Genomic DNA, 15,550 nt, shown 5'->3' with positions numbered 1-15,550 from the left:
AGCTCAGCGATCGAAGCCCGTGACCGAGATGTTCACCGGTTCGCCCTGCGCCACCACGCGCGGCGCTTGCATGAAGCCCACCACAGCGCTGCCCATGGGCGTGGTGAAGTTCTCTCGGCTGTTGCTGCCGCCGTAGCAGCCCGCATCGTTCACCGTGAGGTCGAGGTCCAGGTAGCGCGGATCGGGATCGCCGGCGTCGATCAGCGGGGTGCCGGGGAGCGCCTTCCCCGTTGTCGTATCGATCCAGGATGGAGCTCCGAACGGGTTGTGCGACTGCACCAACTGCGTCCAGCTGGGGTCCGTGCTGGTCACCGCATTATAACCGACCAACACGTTGTTCTTCACCAACAAATTGAAGAGGGCGAAGTTGGGGTTGTTGATGGCCACGGTAGGCGCACCAGAGGGCATGTAGAAGGTGTTGTTGATGATGGTCGAGGTGAGCGCCGACGGCTCGTTGCTCCGGCTGATGGTCATGCCAACAGCGCCGGGGAAGCGGCGCATGAAGTTGTTCTCCACATGGAAGACCCCATCGGAAGTAATGTTCACGCCGAATCCGTTGAACGCATAACTGATCGCGTTGCCGATGATCCAGGATTCCTCATTCAACTGACTGGCCCCGCTCAGTACGATGGCGCCTCCTCCGCTGGCAGTGCCAGGGATGATGTTCCCGACCACGGAGCCGGCCGAGAAGAAGACCGAAACAGCGATGGTGTCACGATACAGTTCCACATGCAGGAAGGGATCTTCGAGGTTGCAGTACGACGCGAATGAATCGAACATCCGAAAGCTGGTGGGCGCCGTGTTGCTGCCCAGCAGGCTGATGCCGCCCAGCGCTCTGATGCCTGACACAACGATGTCCTTACCGCTCGCGTTGTCGAGCCTGAGGCTGCCGTTCAATGCGTAGCGCCCACCTTCCTGGTTGCACATCAGGGTCAGGCTCTTTCCGAGAAGTACGTCCTCGGTATAGGTGGCAGGCTCCACCAGTATCCGATCACCATCGCTGCTCGCCGCGATGGCGCTGCTGATGGTGTTGTAGGTGCTGTTCGGGCTCACCACGCGGTCGGTGGCGTTGGCGCTCATCGCAGCGAGGAGCAGGAAACAGGATGTGATGTATCGGTTCATGATCTTTCGGGATTAGCGGATGACCAAACGCTCGTTCGCCACCACGCCGCCGCTCGTGCAGCGCACCACGTACGCACCGGGCTGGAGCGATGTGGCATCCACCTGCACCAGTCCTGCGTTGGCATTGCGCGTGGTGTTCAACACGGAGCGTCCAGAGGCATCGAGCACGGTGATCGCAACAGAGGAGCTGCCGTTCGTCAGCAGCGTGAAGACACCGTCCGTAGGGTTCGGGTAGATCACCGCTTGCCCGGCTGACGAAGGGGTCTCCGCGAGCCCAAGGCCGCTGCCCAGGCCTTCCACCACGCACAGTTCATAGGTGGGATCGATCCAGGAGTACTGAAGCCTGTGGTCATACACGCGGAAATAGTACGTGGCGCCCACGGTAAGTCCACTGGCCTGCAGATCCTCCGGGGCGTTCTGAGCGCCCGCATCGGCGCACGTCAAGAACACCAGCGAACCGCAGCTGCCGTTGAAGAGTTCGATCACCGGATCCATGTTACCGCTGGCGCTCGGCAGCACACCGATGCTCATGTCGCTGCTGGTGGCCATGAAGCTGTACCAGACATCATCGTTCGCCTCTCCGGCTCCGTTTCCGCAATCCGTCGCCGGTAGCGATTGCGAGGCGCATCCGTTGCTGAAGATCTGCGGCGTGCAGGAGGTGGTGGCCATAACGGGGATGGCACCGGTGCACGCATCGTTGCTCACCGCATTGGTTCCGAGCGGTTCCGCCGTGACGTTCAGCACATAGGGGCCCGTGGATGAGGCACCAGCCATCACCGGATAGTAGTAGGTGCCAGCGGGGAGCCCGGAGAAACACATCGAACCGTTGCCATCGCCGCAAGCGGTCGTGTCGTACGAACCAGGGTAGACCGGACCGGACAAGGGGCAGCTGGCGAACACCACGACGAAGTACTCGGAGAAAGTCGGAGCGGTACCGCAATAGTCGATGGTGATATCGGCTGACCCGGCCAGCGTGAATGCTTCCCAGGCGCTTCCTTGGCCCAACGCCTCGGTATCCGTAGCGCCGGTATTGTCTCCTTGGAAGGTCACCGTGCCCCCGATCGCGAGTGCTTGCGGGACAGCACCAGTGCACTCGTCGTTCGCAGGAGGAGGTGCCACTACGACCGGACCGGTCACGCATACCGTGAAAGCACCGCCCACGCCATAGGTCGGATTGGAGTAGACCCTGAGCCAATAGTCCGTGTTCGGTGAAACAGCCACGTTCAATGCGGCGAACGGAACGATCACACAGGCGACTTCAGCACCGCCGCATCCATCGTAGAGCGCGAAGGCCCAGTCTTCCATGTCAGGCCCGGGCGTCAGTGTGACCGCTACGGTGTCTTCCGGACCGGAATTGAACGTGTACCACACATCGAGCAGGTCAGCACCGGGGTCATCGCACGAGGCATCCGCACCGTCGTTGGTGGCGTCGGCGTTGTTCCCTGCAATTGGTGTCGTACAATCCACGGCCACGGTGATCGCTTCGGCGTTGGCGCAATCATCGTTCGCGGGTGCGTTGCCGCGGTCGGGACCGTGCGCCGCGAGGTGCATCGGCTTGGCGGGAGCGGTGAGACGCGTCCAGGCGCCCCTTTGCTGAGCGTTACCGTGCAGCGCGATGAGCAGGGTAGTGATGAGGAGTACGATGTGCTTCATGGTGTCGGTGATGTTCGGTACTTGGGTATGGCAAACGTTCGACGATCCGGATGGTGGCGAAACCCCATGAATGGGGGGCTCACTGCCTCACGAAGCGGTGCGCCGTGTGTTCGTTCCCGATGGTGATCCGCAACAGGTAAGTCCCGGATGTGAGCCTTCGCACATCGATGGTCGGGCGCGCCTGGTTCAAGTTCCCTTCGCTCACCAGCCGACCGGTCAGGTCCAGCACCGCGAACCCGGCGCCGTTCGATGCACCATTGAGCGCTACATGAAGCGCATCGTCGGCCGGATTGGGCCATATCCGTGCGCCATCATTCACGATGTCCGAGACCCCGGCGAAGGGCATCAACGCGGTGACCGCCTGGTAGGCGTTGATCTTGCCCATGCCCCAGAGCGTGCTCCCGCTGGGCGGTATCGGTCCGGTGAAGGCGTCGGTGCGCGCGTTCTCCATGATGGCCGATCGCACCTGCGCCGGAGTGGCATAGGGGAACGCCTCCAACAGCAAAGCCGCCACTCCCGCTCCCACAGGGCTGCTCATGCTGGTGCCCTCCCAACTCGCGAACATGTAGCCACGGCCTTGAAAGACGAGCACGGCAACAGGTGTCACCGACTCCGTGGTATACGAGCTCACGCAGGACACCACGTGCACGCCGGGCGCGGTGATGTCGGGCTTCAAGCGCCCATCCAGCGTGGGCCCTTTCACCGAGAAGTCGCCGATCTCGCCACCTTGCCAATTGCCGCCGACTTGATAGGCTGCACGATACGCGCCCACGGCAAGCACACCGTTGCCACAAGCCGGTTCGCCCACACCGTAGTCGAGGTCGCCTGCTGCGTAACCGGGCATCGCCGCTTGGAAGGGCTCGCCCCAGATGCCCACGAAGTCGCCGGTGGACTCGGCGTTCCATCCGTGCACCGTGCCGCCCGGCGCGGTCACGTTCAGGTCCACGCGCAAGAGCGCGCTCGTCTTGCGCGCATGCACCCGCAGGTGCGGCCGTTGGTTCTGCGGATGTGCGGCATCAGCGAGTATGCGCAGCTCCACGGTATCCGTCCCGAAGACCATGAGCGTATCGGCGTATGCGGCTTGCGTGGCCGTGGACATCCAGGGCGTTTGACCGATGATGGCATTGCTCGCATCGCGGATAAGGATGCGCCCTTCGAACGGCGCCCCCGGCTGTCCCAAGAGGATGATGCCGCGCCAGTCGAAGCCGGGGTCGCTGAACACCGGGAAGGCGATGCGCGTGCGCAACGTATCGCCCACGAACGCGCGCTGGATGTGGAAAGGAACGCCACCGTTGTTGCCGTTGGCAGCGCAGAAGACAATGCCCTGGTCCGCGAACGCATCGATGGCCTGAACGAACAGGGAAGTGCCGTCCTGCAGGTCCATCGATGACCAGCTCATGTTGATCACGAGCCGCTTCTGCTGCTGCTGTGCGACCTCGTTCATCCAAGCGAAGCCATCGAGGATGCCGGCATCATCGTTCAGTGTGACGAACAGCAAGCCCGCGCCGTACGCGACGCCCCGGTGCGGCGTGCCTGCGCCGGCCCCTCCGGCGATACCGGCCACATGCGTGCCGTGTGTCCAGCGCCCACCGTAGGTGGCGGTATCCCCTTCGGCGGCGATGAGCTCGGCCGCTGTGGTGTAGGCCGCGCCATAGCCGTAGCCAGCCGGCGGCGGACCGCTCTGCTTGAACTGGTCCCACGCGGCGACGATGCGCGTGGCGCTCATGGCCGTGTCATAGAACGCCGGGTGGGTGAAGTCGAAGCCGACATCGCTGATCCCCAGCAGCACATCCTGGCCGGTGTAGCCCTGCGGCAGAGCGATGCCCCAATGCACGCTATCGGCACGGATGTCCGGGATCACCTGGTTGAGGGCCGGACGCCTGCGCTGCGCGATCTCCACCTGATCGAACGCGATGATCGAACGCACGCTGGCCAGGTGATGCGCATCCACCCGGAAGGAGACGATCTCGCCAGCGCGCGCGCCTACGCTGATATGCTCGTCCGCGATGGTCTCCGCATCCGTGGCACGGCCGAGGAAACCGACCATGCAACGTCCAGCGATGTACATCACCGGAAACCGGGCCTGCGCCTGTTCGGTGAGCTTGCGGGCATCAGGTTGCTCCTTGGCGAGCTGCTCCAGCACCGCGATCGCGCGCTGCGTGGTGGCCGACATGCGCGGCTGTGCCAGCACATGCAGGGGAAGCGCGATGAGAACCAGTGACAGGAAGCGCTGCATGGGCATCGGATGCTGTGGTTCAGTAAATCATCAAACGGGCCGTACGAGCGCTCCGTGGATCGCTCACCTTCACCGTGTAAAGACCTTTCGCCAGCATCCCCCCTTCCGCCAGTTGCACGGTCCCACTGGCATCGGCACGCCCGGTCGTGTTGATCACGGTCCTTCCTGCGGCATCGATCACCGCCAGCGAGAAGGTGGAACCGGGCGATCCAGTTCGGATGCTGAACGATCCCGCTGCCGGATTGGGGAACACATTGAGCGCGGGCAGGCCCCCAGCGGCTTCCTCGATCCCGATCGCGATGCCGAAGCCCTCGGCCACACAAAGAGAATAACCGGCATCATCGTAGGGCGTGTTGGAGTAGCCATTGTACACCCGCACGTAGTAGGTGTTCCCCGGCACCATCCCGTTCAAGGGGAGTTGCACGGGATCACCATCGAAACCATTCGCGCAGGCCGTGGAGACCAAGGCGCCGCAAACGCCCGCGTACAATTCCATGACGGCGCCGAACTGCGTGCTGTTCGGGAACACGCCGATGGTCATCAACGACTGGGTGGCGACGAAGGAGTACCAGACGTCGTCGGAGGCATCACCAAGCCCATCGGCACAACCCGGTTGTATGGTGGAGGCCGATGCGCAGGTGGGCGAGAAGGCCACGGGAGCGCAAGTCGCAGAGACCGGCACCGCGATGGCTCCCGCACAGTCGTCGTTCGCCGGTTGATGTGAGCCGACCGGATCGGCCTTCACATGCAGGGTGTAAGTCCCGGGCGCATCGCCGTTGGCCACGGCATAGTAGTAGGTGCCCGCCGGCAAAGCCGGATAGCACAACGTGGGCCTGTTCCCCGTGCAGTCGGTGATGTTCTCGTAACCCGCGTAGCGGCGCTGGGCCAGATCCGGAGGACAGGTGAAGTACAGTGCGCGGAAGAAGTTCGGGAAGAAGGCCGCGCTCCCGCAGAGGTCGATCGTCACATCGGCCGCCTCGCTCAAGGTGAAGGCATGCCACACCGAAGGCAACGGTAGGCCCTCGGTGTTCTGCGCGTTGGTTGAATTGCCGGTGAAGGTGATGGTGGAGCCCATGGGCAGGGCTAGCATCGGCGCGTTCATGCACAGATCGTTCGCGGGCACGTTCACCAGATCAAGGTCCTGCACGCAGAGCGTGAAATCGCCTTCGGTGCCATAATCCGGATTCGAGAGCACCCGCAGGTAGTAGGTGGTGGAAGGCGTGAGGTATTCAGCCGTAGGAGTCGAAGGTTGGATCCGACAGGCCACTTCGTTGCCATCGCATGCGCCTTCGAGGAGCACATAGGCCCAATCCGTCATGTTGGCCTCCGGTGTCAACGTGATGATCACGGTATCGGCCGTGCCGGTGGTGAACGTGTACCATACATCGGGTTCCGTGGATCCGGGATCATCGCAGGATGGCACGACGCCGTCCATGGTGGCGCCTGCGTTGCTGCCGGAGACCGCTCCTGCGCAATCACCCAAGAGTGTGATCGGCGTGGCATTGGCGCAATCATCGTTGGCGGGTGGCGCACCGCGCTCAACCCTGTCGTTGGAAGGGCGCACGACGGGTGCATCATAGGGCGATCGGGCGGGTCGTTGCGCGAGGAGCTGGATCGCGGCGCAGAACAGGAGGATGGAGATGAGATGGCGCATGGGTTGGGACTGTCGGCTGCAAACGTTCTCACGGCTGCGCCGTGCGGAAACCCCATAAAGAGGGGGCCACCCGATCATGGGGTTTTCCCTGAGGTCACAGCGCCCGATCCTTGCATCGGTCGATCATTCCCTCCATCACGCATGCGGATTCCGCGCACCCTCGCCACCATCGGATGCCTCCTCATGGTCCGCGCAGCGTTCAGCGGAACGATCGACAGCGTGGAGGCGCGCTTGCGCACCGAGGGCCGCACCACAACGCGCGTGGACCTGCTCATCCGCAAGGCCATGCAGCACATCAATGACCCGGAGTTGGACGTGAGCCCCATTTGGAAGGAAGCGCATCAGTTGGCCGAAGAGCTGAAGTATGAACGCGGCCTGGCATACGCGCCCATGGGGCCGGCCGTTGAGCGCTGGCATGCTGGCGAACATGCCGCTGCGATCGACAGCATGAAGACGTGCATCGCTCGCCTCGATGTCCTCGGCGTGGACCAGGATTTCCATTCAGCGCTGGGATGGCTGCGCGAGGTGTACAGTTCAGCCGGCATGCAACATGAGCGTTTGCGCTACTACACCGATGCCGTGGATCGCTACCGGAAGGGACCGCTGCGCATGAGCCTGGGCACCAGCTACCACGCGCTGGCCGGATACTACATGCGCATCCGGCAGTATGGTGCGGCCATCGAACACTACATCCGCGCCCGCGAGTGCTTTCCAACGCGGCCGGATATCGCATGCAACGAGACCATGGTGATCGGCTGGGCCTACGAGCAATGGGGCAATCCCGCGCGTGCGATACCCTTCATCCAGGAGGCGCTGCCATGCCTGACCGCACAGGGCGATACCGGCTTGCTGGCGGACTGCCACATGCGCCTGGCCACCGATCGGTTGGCCTTGGGCGATACGCTGGGTGCGCTGCGCGATCTTGAGCGCTCGAGGTCCCTCCTGGCCAACTTGGACAGTTCCAACCCGTTGTTCCGGTCCAAGTACATTCCCATGCTCGTACAACTGGGCCGGATCGAAGAGGCGGGGATCCAGTATGCGCGGATGATCCAGGAATGCCAGCGCGAAGAGGTGCCATTGAACTCGTTCAATGGCGCTTGCGAGCCGGACTACTGCGGGTACATCCTCTACAGCGCGACAGGCCGCCTCGCACAAGCCGATAGTAGTTTGCGCGAGGCGCTGACCAAGGCGCTTCGGATCAACGATCTGCCACTGGTGCTCAGGTACCGCAAGGCCTTGATGGAACGGCTTTGGACGTCCGGTGATGCGGCCGGATCGGCGCGGGAGGCCGCGTTGTATGTGCGCATGAACGACTCCCTGCAAGCCGTGGCCAACGCCGATGCCGTGGCGGCTTACGAAGGGCTGGTGAAGGAACGGGAGAGCGCCCTGGAGATCCAGCGCCAACAAGCGCGGGTGAAGCAACAACGCGTGGTGTTGCTCGGCATTGCCGTCGTGCTGCTGCTCCTTGCGGCGCTCGCCTGGTCCGTGTACAAGGGCAAGAAGCGCTCGGATGAATTGCTGCTCAACATCCTTCCGGCGGAGGTCGCGAAGGAACTGAAGGCGACCGGGGCCAGCGCCGCGCGCCACATCGAACAGGCCACCATCCTCTTCACCGATTTCAAAGGCTTCACCGAAGCCAGCGAGCTGCTCACGCCGCAGGAGCTGGTGGAAGAGCTGGACACCTGCTTCAAGGCCTTCGACGCCATCATCACCGCGCGCGGGATCGAGAAGATCAAGACAATCGGTGATGCGTACATGGCGGCCGGTGGCCTGCCCCGCAAAGTGACCAGCGGCGTGGGGGATGTGGTGCAGGCCGCGCTCGACATGCAGGCGTTCATGCTGAAGCGGAAGGCCGAACGCACTGCGCTGGGGAGGCCCGCGTTCGACATGCGGGTGGGCGTGCACACCGGCCCGGTGGTCGCCGGCATCGTGGGCGTGAAGAAGTTCCAGTACGACATCTGGGGCGATACCGTGAACACGGCCAGCCGCATGGAATCCTCCGGCGAAGTGGGCCGCGTGAACATCAGTGAGAGCACCTACCGCGAGATCGCCGCGCAGCCTGGCTGGGTCTTCACCCCGCGCGGAAAGGTGCAGGCCAAGGGCAAAGGGGAACTGGAGATGTACTTTGTCCAACCCAATTGAACACTCATGCAGAAGGCGCTGATCTTGTCCACGCTCCTCTTGTTGGTGGTGCCGTGCGCGGCTCAGTCCGGCCCCGATGCCGTTCTCGTGAAGGACATTACCCCTCAGGAACTCTCGGTTGAGATCCAGAAGGGAGGTGTTACTTTGATCGACGTGAACGAAGCGGACAACTATGCCTTCGCCCATGTGCCCGGGGCCCGGCTCATCGCTTACGACGCCATCACCCCGGACGTACTGCCCGCCGACAAGTCGAGCAAGCTGGTGTTCTACTGCTGGAGCCCGGAATGCCCTGCCGCCGGCATGGCCGCCGAAAGCGCCGTGAAGCTGGGTTACACCGACGTGCGCTGCATGCACGCGGGCATCACCGGCTGGCAGGATGCGGGCTTGCCCACCGAGCCATGAGGACCACGGAGCTCGTGCTGGCCGCCCTGGTCGTCCTGGGCTGCATCTTCAAGATCCAGCACTGGCCCGGGGCCGGTGTCCTCTATGTCACTGGAGGATGCGGGCTCGCGCTGTTCTATTTCCCCTTCGGTTTCCGCACCCTGGCCGCACCCAAGCCCACCGATCAGATCCTGGGAATGACCGTATTCGGAGGTGTTGCGCTGAGTATCGCGCTCAGTGGCTTGATCGCCTTCATGCAGCGATGGCCTCACAGCGCGGTGTTGATGCTGGCCGGAGCGATCGCCTGCGCGGTTGCGCTGATCGTGGGCTTGGTTCTGCGCTACAGAAGTCCGCGCTTGGACATCTACCTCGATGGACTCCTTGTCCGGTGCCTGGTCCTGGGCGGGTTGGCCTTCGCCCTATGGGAACTCTTCGCGGGCAAACCCCATTGATACCCGTCATAACGGGATCGTGAGGTCGATCGTGGTGCCCTTCTCCGGTGTGCTGTCCATGTTCAGTTCCGCGTTCATTTCTTCTGCGCGGGTGCGCATGTTCCGCAGGCCGTTGCCCCCGTGCGCGCGCGATGGGCCGTTCGTATCCGGCAAACCGCTGCCGTTGTCTGCGATGGTCATCTTCAACCGGTTATTCCGGTAGTTGATGGCCACGTTGACCACCGTGGCCTGGGCATGCTTCGCCGCGTTGTTCACCGCTTCCTTGAAGATGAGGTAGAGGTTGCTCTTCACCATCGGCTGCAAGGCCGTACTGTGATCGCCTTGCGCATCGAAGCGGTAGGTGATCTCCTTCGGCTCCAGCACCGATGCCCCGAATTCGCGCATGCGCACCAGCAGCTCCTCCAAGCTGTCGCGGTCCGGGTCCACGCTCCACACGATGTCGCTCATGTTGCGTTGCAGGCGCTGGCTGCGCTCGCTGATCCCCGTCAACGAAGCCGCCGCTCCTTCCACGTCACCCGCTTCGGCCTTCCTGCGTGCCACACTGGTGAGGATGTTGATGCTGCTGAGCGTGCTGCCGATATCATCATGCAGGTCGCGGCTGAGGCGCGTGCGCACCTCCTCCAATTGCATGCGCCGGTTGATGCGCAGGCGCACGAAGAGCACGCCGGCGAACAGGACCACGAAGCCAATCATCACCACCAGGCTGATGCGCTGCATGCGATGCTCCAACTCGCGGGCGTGCGTCGTGGCCCGTTCCTGTTCAAGCTGTTGAGCGGACTGTGCTTGCTCCACCGCCAGTGCCTTTTCGTACTCGCTGCGTGCCGATTCGCTCGCGGCTTCCGCCTTTCCCTGTGCGTGTCGCAAGGAGTCCTCACTGGCCCGAAGACTGTCCTGATAGGTGATCGCAACCGCATAGCGCTTGGCGGCCCGATGGAGATCGACGAGCTGCTGTAGTGCACGTACGCGCAACTTCAGCAAGCCGGCAGTGGTGGCCACGTCCAGGCCGAGCCGTGCGTGTTGCAGCGCCTGCGCGCCCTGCCCCGTGCGATCAAGGAGCGTGGCCAGTTCGATGTGTGCTTCCGCTTCCGGTCGTTGCAGCGAGGAGGCCTGGGCCAAGGCGAGCACGCGGTTTTGCGCGCTGATGGCTTCCGGAATGGAGCCCCGTTCCGCAAACACGGAAGCAAGGCATTGGTAGGCCAGGTGCTGGAACAAGCGTCGTGCCCCGTGGTTGAGCATGGTGATGCTTAGCCGCAGTTCGTCCTCGGCCAGAGCGAGATCCCCGTTGGCGCGATGGGTCTCCCCGGCGTCCAGCAGGCTCAATCCCATTTCCGTGGTGTCCTGCGCCTGTTCGGCCAAGCGATACGAGGTGACCAGAAGCGCGAGCGCGCTATCGGTGCGGCCGAAGTGATGGAGGGTACGGGCCAGTGCGCGCAACGCTTCCACGCGGTCCGCGGCAAGTCCGTTGCGATCGCTCAGCTCCACATAGTTCCGCATGCATGCCAGCGCGCGTGTGGTATCACCAAGATCGGTCAGGATATCGCCCGTGTAGAAAAGGCATTCCGCAGCATTCGTCGTATCACCGGCTTGTTCGTACAGCACGGCGGCAGAGCGGAAGTGTCTCAGCGCCCGCGCGTAGTGTTCGAGCGCCTGGCAGGCGTACGCCACGTCCTGTTCAAGCACCGCTCGCGATCGTGGGTCCACGTGCGAGCGGTCCGCCATGTCCAACGCACGCTCCGCAATGCGCAGCGAGATGGCTGGATCGGCATCATGGAACGCCCCTGCGATGCGGTGAAGGAGTTCACAGGTCGTGGGTTCCGTGGGCAGCGATGCGCTCCAATGGTCGAACGCATCCGGCCCCATGTGCTTGTAGCAGCTCATGCGCTCCTCGTCGGTCGCGTTGGCGCTGAGCAACACAGAGCGGCATGCCGCATCCTCCTTTGGCTGCGCGTGGACCAGCAGAGGCAGCAGGACGGCGAGCGCGGCCGAGCATGCCTTCCGAAGCATGCAGCGAATGGACCGGGTGGTGCCTGCGCTCATGTGCGTATGAAGAGATCGATGACGACCCCACCTTCCTTCGCGGGTCCGATATCCAGCACGGCGTTCATCTCGGCGGCGCGTTGGCGCATGTTGCGCATGCCGTTGCCCCCGCCATTGTCCACTGATCGGTCAGAGGACAGGCCGATACCATCGTCGGTGATCGTCATGTGCAGCCCGTCAGCATCCTTTCGGATCCGCACCTCCACGTTGCTGGCGTTCGCATGCTTCGCCGCGTTGTTCAACGCTTCCTTGAAGATGAGGTAGAGGTTGCTCTTCACCATCGGCTGCAAGGCCGTACTGTGATCGCCTTGCGCATCGAAGCGGTAGGTGATCTCCTTCGGCTCCAGCACCGATGCCCCGAATTCGCGCATGCGCACCAGCAGCTCCTCCAAGCTGTCGCGGTCCGGGTCCACGCTCCACACGATGTCGCTCATGTTGCGTTGCAGGCGCTGGCTGCGCTCGCTGATCCCGGTCAACGAAGCCGCCGCTCCTTCCACGTCACCCGCTTCGGCCTTCTTGCGTGCCACACTGGTGAGGATGTTGATGCTGCTGAGCGTGCTGCCGATATCATCATGCAGGTCGCGGCTGAGGCGCGTGCGCACCTCCTCCAATTGCATGCGTCGTCTGATGCGCAAGTGAACGAAAAGCACCCCGGCGAACAGGACCACGAAGCCGATCATCACCACCAGGCTGATGCGCTGCATGCGGTATTCGATGTCCATGGCGCGGGCCTGCTGACGTTCTTGCTCGAGCGCTTGCGCCATCCCGGATCGTTGCTGTTGGTACTCCTCGCGTTGGCGCGCCTGCTCCACGGCAAGCCGGGCCTTGCCCACCTCGTTGCGCGTGAGCGCATCGGCGCGCAGGGTTTGGTAGCGCAGCGCCTCGGACCGGTCGCCCAACGCGATGTGCATATCGGCCACGGCGGCATAAAGAGCCACCTCCTCCAACGTGCAGTCGGTGCAGTCCCGGGCTCGCTCTTCGGCCTCCAGTACGAGCTCGCGCGCGAGATCCGTCCGGTTCAAGGCGGTAAGGGCACGTACCACCTCTTCGGCCAATTCGATGTGCGATGCGGCATCATGGGCTTCGATGAACCCGAGCCAAGGGTCACGATGCTCCAGCAAGCTGTCCAACCGCGCCATGTCCCGCACCAGGGCCATGGCATCGCCTCGACCCGTGCGACGCGCTTCGATGGTCGCCGCATCGAGCCCCAGGCGCATGGTATACAGCAGCACGCGGTCATCGCCACGCTGCAGCAGCATGCTATCGCCGGCCATCTCAGCGATCCGGTCACGGCACCAGCGCACCGAATCAGCGCGATGCGCATGCGCATGGCACTCACCCATGGCGTAGAGCATGTTGCAACGGAATTCCGCCCGCGGCTCACCGGGAAGGGCGCGATGGAGGTAGGGCAAGGCGACCTCGAAATCGCCCAATAGACGGTAGATCTGGCCCAGCCGACGGCAGGCGGAGGATATCCCGGCTCCGTCCTGCACGCGTTCGAATCGCGTAAGCAGGTTCTGATAGAGGCGCACCGCCTCCACATGATCGCCGTTCATCATCCGCCATCGGGCGATCAGGAAGTCGTGCCAGGCGAGCATGCGGTCGCTGTCCGCGTATCGCGCCAGCCGATAGAAGCGCTCCATCGAGGCCGTGGGATAGCCGTCGTGCGAAATGATCGCGTACACGAAGGCGTCGTTCACACGGCCCGGATGCATGCGCGCGAGCGCCGTATCGTCGTACACCTTCAGGATGCTATCGCAGAAGATGGTGTCGCTGCGCATGGCGGCCGGGTGCAGCGCGGCCAGGGTCCTCGCATGGAAGGTGCTGTCGAACGCGGGTGAGCGGGGTGCCTGGTCGTCATCCAAGCTTGTCGACCGTTCACAGCCCATGACGAACAGGAGCGATACAAGGAAGGTCCCGGGCCCGGTCAAGCGCATCGTCCCAAGGTATCGTAGCACGTCACACCACCCTGTTCTGCAAGGCCTTGGCCACCGCCTCGCTCTTGCTGTTCACGTGCAGCTTGGCGTAGATGTTCTTGATGTGGAAGCGAAGGGTCTCCACGCCGATGTCCAATTGCGCGGCGGCCATCTTGTAGCTATGGCCGCGCACCAGCAGCGAAAGCACGTCATGCTCGCGGGCGGTGAGCTTCTGCAGGTCGTCGCTCTTCTTGAACGGCTGCGCGAAGAGGGTGAGCACCTTGCGCGCGATGCTCGGGGTCATGGGCGCACCGCCGCCCATGGCCTCGCGGATACCTTCCAGGATCTTATCCGGCGCGGTCTGTTTCAGCAGGTAGCCGCTGGCGCCGTGGCAGATGGACTGGAACACGTTCTCGTTGTCCTCCATGACGGTGAACATGAGCACCATCACCCCGCTGCCCGCCGCACGGATGGCGCGCAGGCCCTGCAGGCCGTTCTCCACGGGCATATCAATGTCCATGAGCACCACGTCCGGGTGGTGGAAGGCGACATGGCGTTCGGCCTTCTGCGCGTTGGTGTAATGGGCGATGAGCCGGATATCGTCGGTGTCCTTCATCAGCTCACCGAGGCTTTCGGCGAGGTCGGTGTTGTCTTCGAAGAGGAGGACCCGGATCATGCTCCTGCAAAGTAAGTGGCACAGGGAGGAAGGCGATTCCCCCCTGTTCGTGGGGGTTCGCCTATCCCCCCTTCGACGGAAACTTGTGGCATGGGCGCATCGGGCTACCGCATGGATACCAAGGGCGGTTCATCGGGACGTGAGACCACCACCGAAGAAGCTGAAATACTGCTGGTGCATGAGCATTTCTGGCAGAGCTATGCGCGCCGTGACCTTGATTCGCGTTTCTCGGTCTGCGCCGACGACATCACCTTCTTCGGGACCGGCCTGCATGAGCGCGCCGTGGGTAAGGCGCAGTACCGGGCGATGAACGAGAAAGGGGTGGAGCAGTATCCGGACGCGTTCACAATCGACCATATCTGGCTCGAAGTGCGGCTGTGGGGCGACGTCGCCTGGGTGGAAGGCGATACATTCTGGATCATGGGCCAGGGGGGCGCATCCACGCGCGACATCGTGCGGCAGACCACGATCCTGAAGCGCATCAATGGGAAATGGTGGGTGGCCCATGTGCACGGGAGCGACCCGGACTATCGGCTGCGCGAAGGCGAGTACATCACCCATGGCAACATCCATGCGCGCAACAAGGAACTGGAGCGCGAGGTGCTCATGCGCACCGAGGAATTGCGGAGGGAGAAGCAGCGCAGCGAGGAATTGCTGCTGAACATCCTTCCCGAGGAGGTCGCGGAGGAATTGAAGGCGAAGGGGGAAGCCGACGCGAAACTGATCGATCAGGTCACGGTGCTCTTCACCGACTTCAAAGGCTTCACCGCCATGAGCGAGAAGGTGACCCCGAAGGAACTGGTGCACGACCTGCACGAATGCTTCAGCGCCTTCGATCGCATCATGGCGAAGCACGGCATCGAGAAGATCAAGACCATCGGCGATGCGTACATGGCCGCTGGCGGATTGCCTACGCCGAACACTACACACGCCACCGATGTGATCCAGGCCGCGTTCGAGATGCGCGACTTCATCGCCGAAGGCAAGGCGCGGAAAGCAACGGCAGGCCTCCCCTACTTCGAGGTCCGCATCGGCATACACACCGGGCCCGTCGTCGCCGGCATCGTGGGCGTTAAGAAATTCCAGTACGACATCTGGGGGGATACGGTGAACACCGCCAGCCGCATGGAGAGCAGCGGCGAAGTGGGACAGGTGAACATCAGTGAAGCGACCTATGCACTAGTGAAGGATGAACCCGGTCTCACGTTCACGCCGCGCGGAAAAGTGCAGGCGAAGGGCAAGGGGGAGATGGAGATGTACTTCGTAGCGTCAAAACGCTGA

General features: G+C 63.1%; 11 protein-coding genes. 4 read left to right on the top strand and 7 right to left on the bottom strand.

The window, feature by feature from the left end:
• Positions 1–3: 3 nt before the first annotated feature.
• The 4 genes from IPK70_04590 to IPK70_04575 form a co-directional block, all read right to left on the bottom strand.
• Positions 4–1,122: a hypothetical protein gene (locus IPK70_04590; GenBank protein MBK8226433.1), complete on the bottom strand. Its 1,119-nt coding sequence runs from the start codon at positions 1,120–1,122 to the stop codon at positions 4–6.
• A gap of 12 nt (positions 1,123–1,134) precedes the next feature.
• On the bottom strand, positions 1,135–2,775 hold the full coding sequence (locus IPK70_04585) for a T9SS type A sorting domain-containing protein (protein MBK8226432.1): 1,641 nt from the start codon (positions 2,773–2,775) through the stop codon (positions 1,135–1,137).
• A gap of 79 nt (positions 2,776–2,854) precedes the next feature.
• Positions 2,855–5,011, bottom strand: coding sequence for a S8 family peptidase (locus IPK70_04580; GenBank protein ID MBK8226431.1), 2,157 nt, complete (start codon positions 5,009–5,011; stop codon positions 2,855–2,857).
• A gap of 19 nt (positions 5,012–5,030) precedes the next feature.
• Entirely contained in the window at positions 5,031–6,665 is a 1,635-nt protein-coding gene (locus tag IPK70_04575) for a T9SS type A sorting domain-containing protein (GenBank protein MBK8226430.1), read from the bottom strand.
• 141 nt (positions 6,666–6,806) lie between these two features.
• Between IPK70_04575 and IPK70_04570 the strand changes: the two genes are divergently transcribed.
• Genes IPK70_04570 through IPK70_04560 form a run of 3 tightly spaced genes read left to right on the top strand, consistent with a single transcriptional unit; the run spans position 6,807 to position 9,640 of the window.
• Positions 6,807–8,807: a hypothetical protein gene (locus tag IPK70_04570; protein ID MBK8226429.1), complete on the top strand. Its 2,001-nt coding sequence runs from the start codon at positions 6,807–6,809 to the stop codon at positions 8,805–8,807.
• Positions 8,808–8,813: 6 nt separating this feature from the next.
• Positions 8,814–9,209, top strand: a complete 396-nt coding sequence (locus tag IPK70_04565; protein ID MBK8226428.1) for a rhodanese-like domain-containing protein — start codon at positions 8,814–8,816, stop codon at positions 9,207–9,209.
• Positions 9,206–9,640, top strand: coding sequence for a hypothetical protein (locus IPK70_04560; GenBank protein ID MBK8226427.1), 435 nt, complete (start codon positions 9,206–9,208; stop codon positions 9,638–9,640). The genes IPK70_04565 and IPK70_04560 overlap by 4 nt, the downstream gene beginning before the upstream one ends.
• Before the next feature lie 6 nt (positions 9,641–9,646).
• Here IPK70_04560 and IPK70_04555 read toward each other — a convergent pair whose 3' ends face one another.
• The 3 genes from IPK70_04555 to IPK70_04545 are packed head-to-tail and all read right to left on the bottom strand — an operon-like array spanning position 9,647 to position 14,269.
• A complete protein-coding gene (locus IPK70_04555; protein MBK8226426.1) occupies positions 9,647–11,644 on the bottom strand; it encodes a hypothetical protein in 1,998 nt (665 codons plus the stop codon).
• Between the two features lie 29 nt (positions 11,645–11,673).
• Positions 11,674–13,614 carry a tetratricopeptide repeat protein gene (locus IPK70_04550; protein MBK8226425.1) on the bottom strand — a complete coding sequence of 647 codons (1,941 nt, stop codon included), beginning with the start codon at positions 13,612–13,614 and terminating at the stop codon, positions 11,674–11,676.
• A gap of 22 nt (positions 13,615–13,636) precedes the next feature.
• The gene (locus tag IPK70_04545) at positions 13,637–14,269 is read right to left on the bottom strand and encodes a response regulator transcription factor (GenBank protein ID MBK8226424.1); all 633 of its coding nucleotides are present in this window, start codon (positions 14,267–14,269) and stop codon (positions 13,637–13,639) included.
• A 90-nt stretch (positions 14,270–14,359) separates the two neighbouring features.
• Between IPK70_04545 and IPK70_04540 the strand changes: the two genes are divergently transcribed.
• On the top strand, positions 14,360–15,550 hold the full coding sequence (locus tag IPK70_04540) for a nuclear transport factor 2 family protein (protein ID MBK8226423.1): 1,191 nt from the start codon (positions 14,360–14,362) through the stop codon (positions 15,548–15,550).

The organism is Flavobacteriales bacterium, from assembly GCA_016712535.1.
Taxonomy (GTDB): domain Bacteria; phylum Bacteroidota; class Bacteroidia; order Flavobacteriales_F; family PHOS-HE28; genus PHOS-HE28.
This window is presented reverse-complemented; position numbering and strand designations above follow the sequence as displayed.

Coding starts and splice junctions, on each gene's coding strand:
- IPK70_04580 (MBK8226431.1), bottom strand. CDS start 5,011: ATGCAGCGCTTCCTGTCACTGGTTCTCATCGCGCTTCCCCTGCATGTG.
- IPK70_04555 (MBK8226426.1), bottom strand. CDS start 11,644: ATGCTTCGGAAGGCATGCTCGGCCGCGCTCGCCGTCCTGCTGCCTCTG.
- IPK70_04570 (MBK8226429.1), top strand. CDS start 6,807: ATGCGGATTCCGCGCACCCTCGCCACCATCGGATGCCTCCTCATGGTC.
- IPK70_04560 (MBK8226427.1), top strand. CDS start 9,206: ATGAGGACCACGGAGCTCGTGCTGGCCGCCCTGGTCGTCCTGGGCTGC.
- IPK70_04545 (MBK8226424.1), bottom strand. CDS start 14,269: ATGATCCGGGTCCTCCTCTTCGAAGACAACACCGACCTCGCCGAAAGC.
- IPK70_04585 (MBK8226432.1), bottom strand. CDS start 2,775: ATGAAGCACATCGTACTCCTCATCACTACCCTGCTCATCGCGCTGCAC.
- IPK70_04575 (MBK8226430.1), bottom strand. CDS start 6,665: ATGCGCCATCTCATCTCCATCCTCCTGTTCTGCGCCGCGATCCAGCTC.
- IPK70_04540 (MBK8226423.1), top strand. CDS start 14,360: ATGGGCGCATCGGGCTACCGCATGGATACCAAGGGCGGTTCATCGGGA.
- IPK70_04550 (MBK8226425.1), bottom strand. CDS start 13,614: ATGCGCTTGACCGGGCCCGGGACCTTCCTTGTATCGCTCCTGTTCGTC.
- IPK70_04565 (MBK8226428.1), top strand. CDS start 8,814: ATGCAGAAGGCGCTGATCTTGTCCACGCTCCTCTTGTTGGTGGTGCCG.
- IPK70_04590 (MBK8226433.1), bottom strand. CDS start 1,122: ATGAACCGATACATCACATCCTGTTTCCTGCTCCTCGCTGCGATGAGC.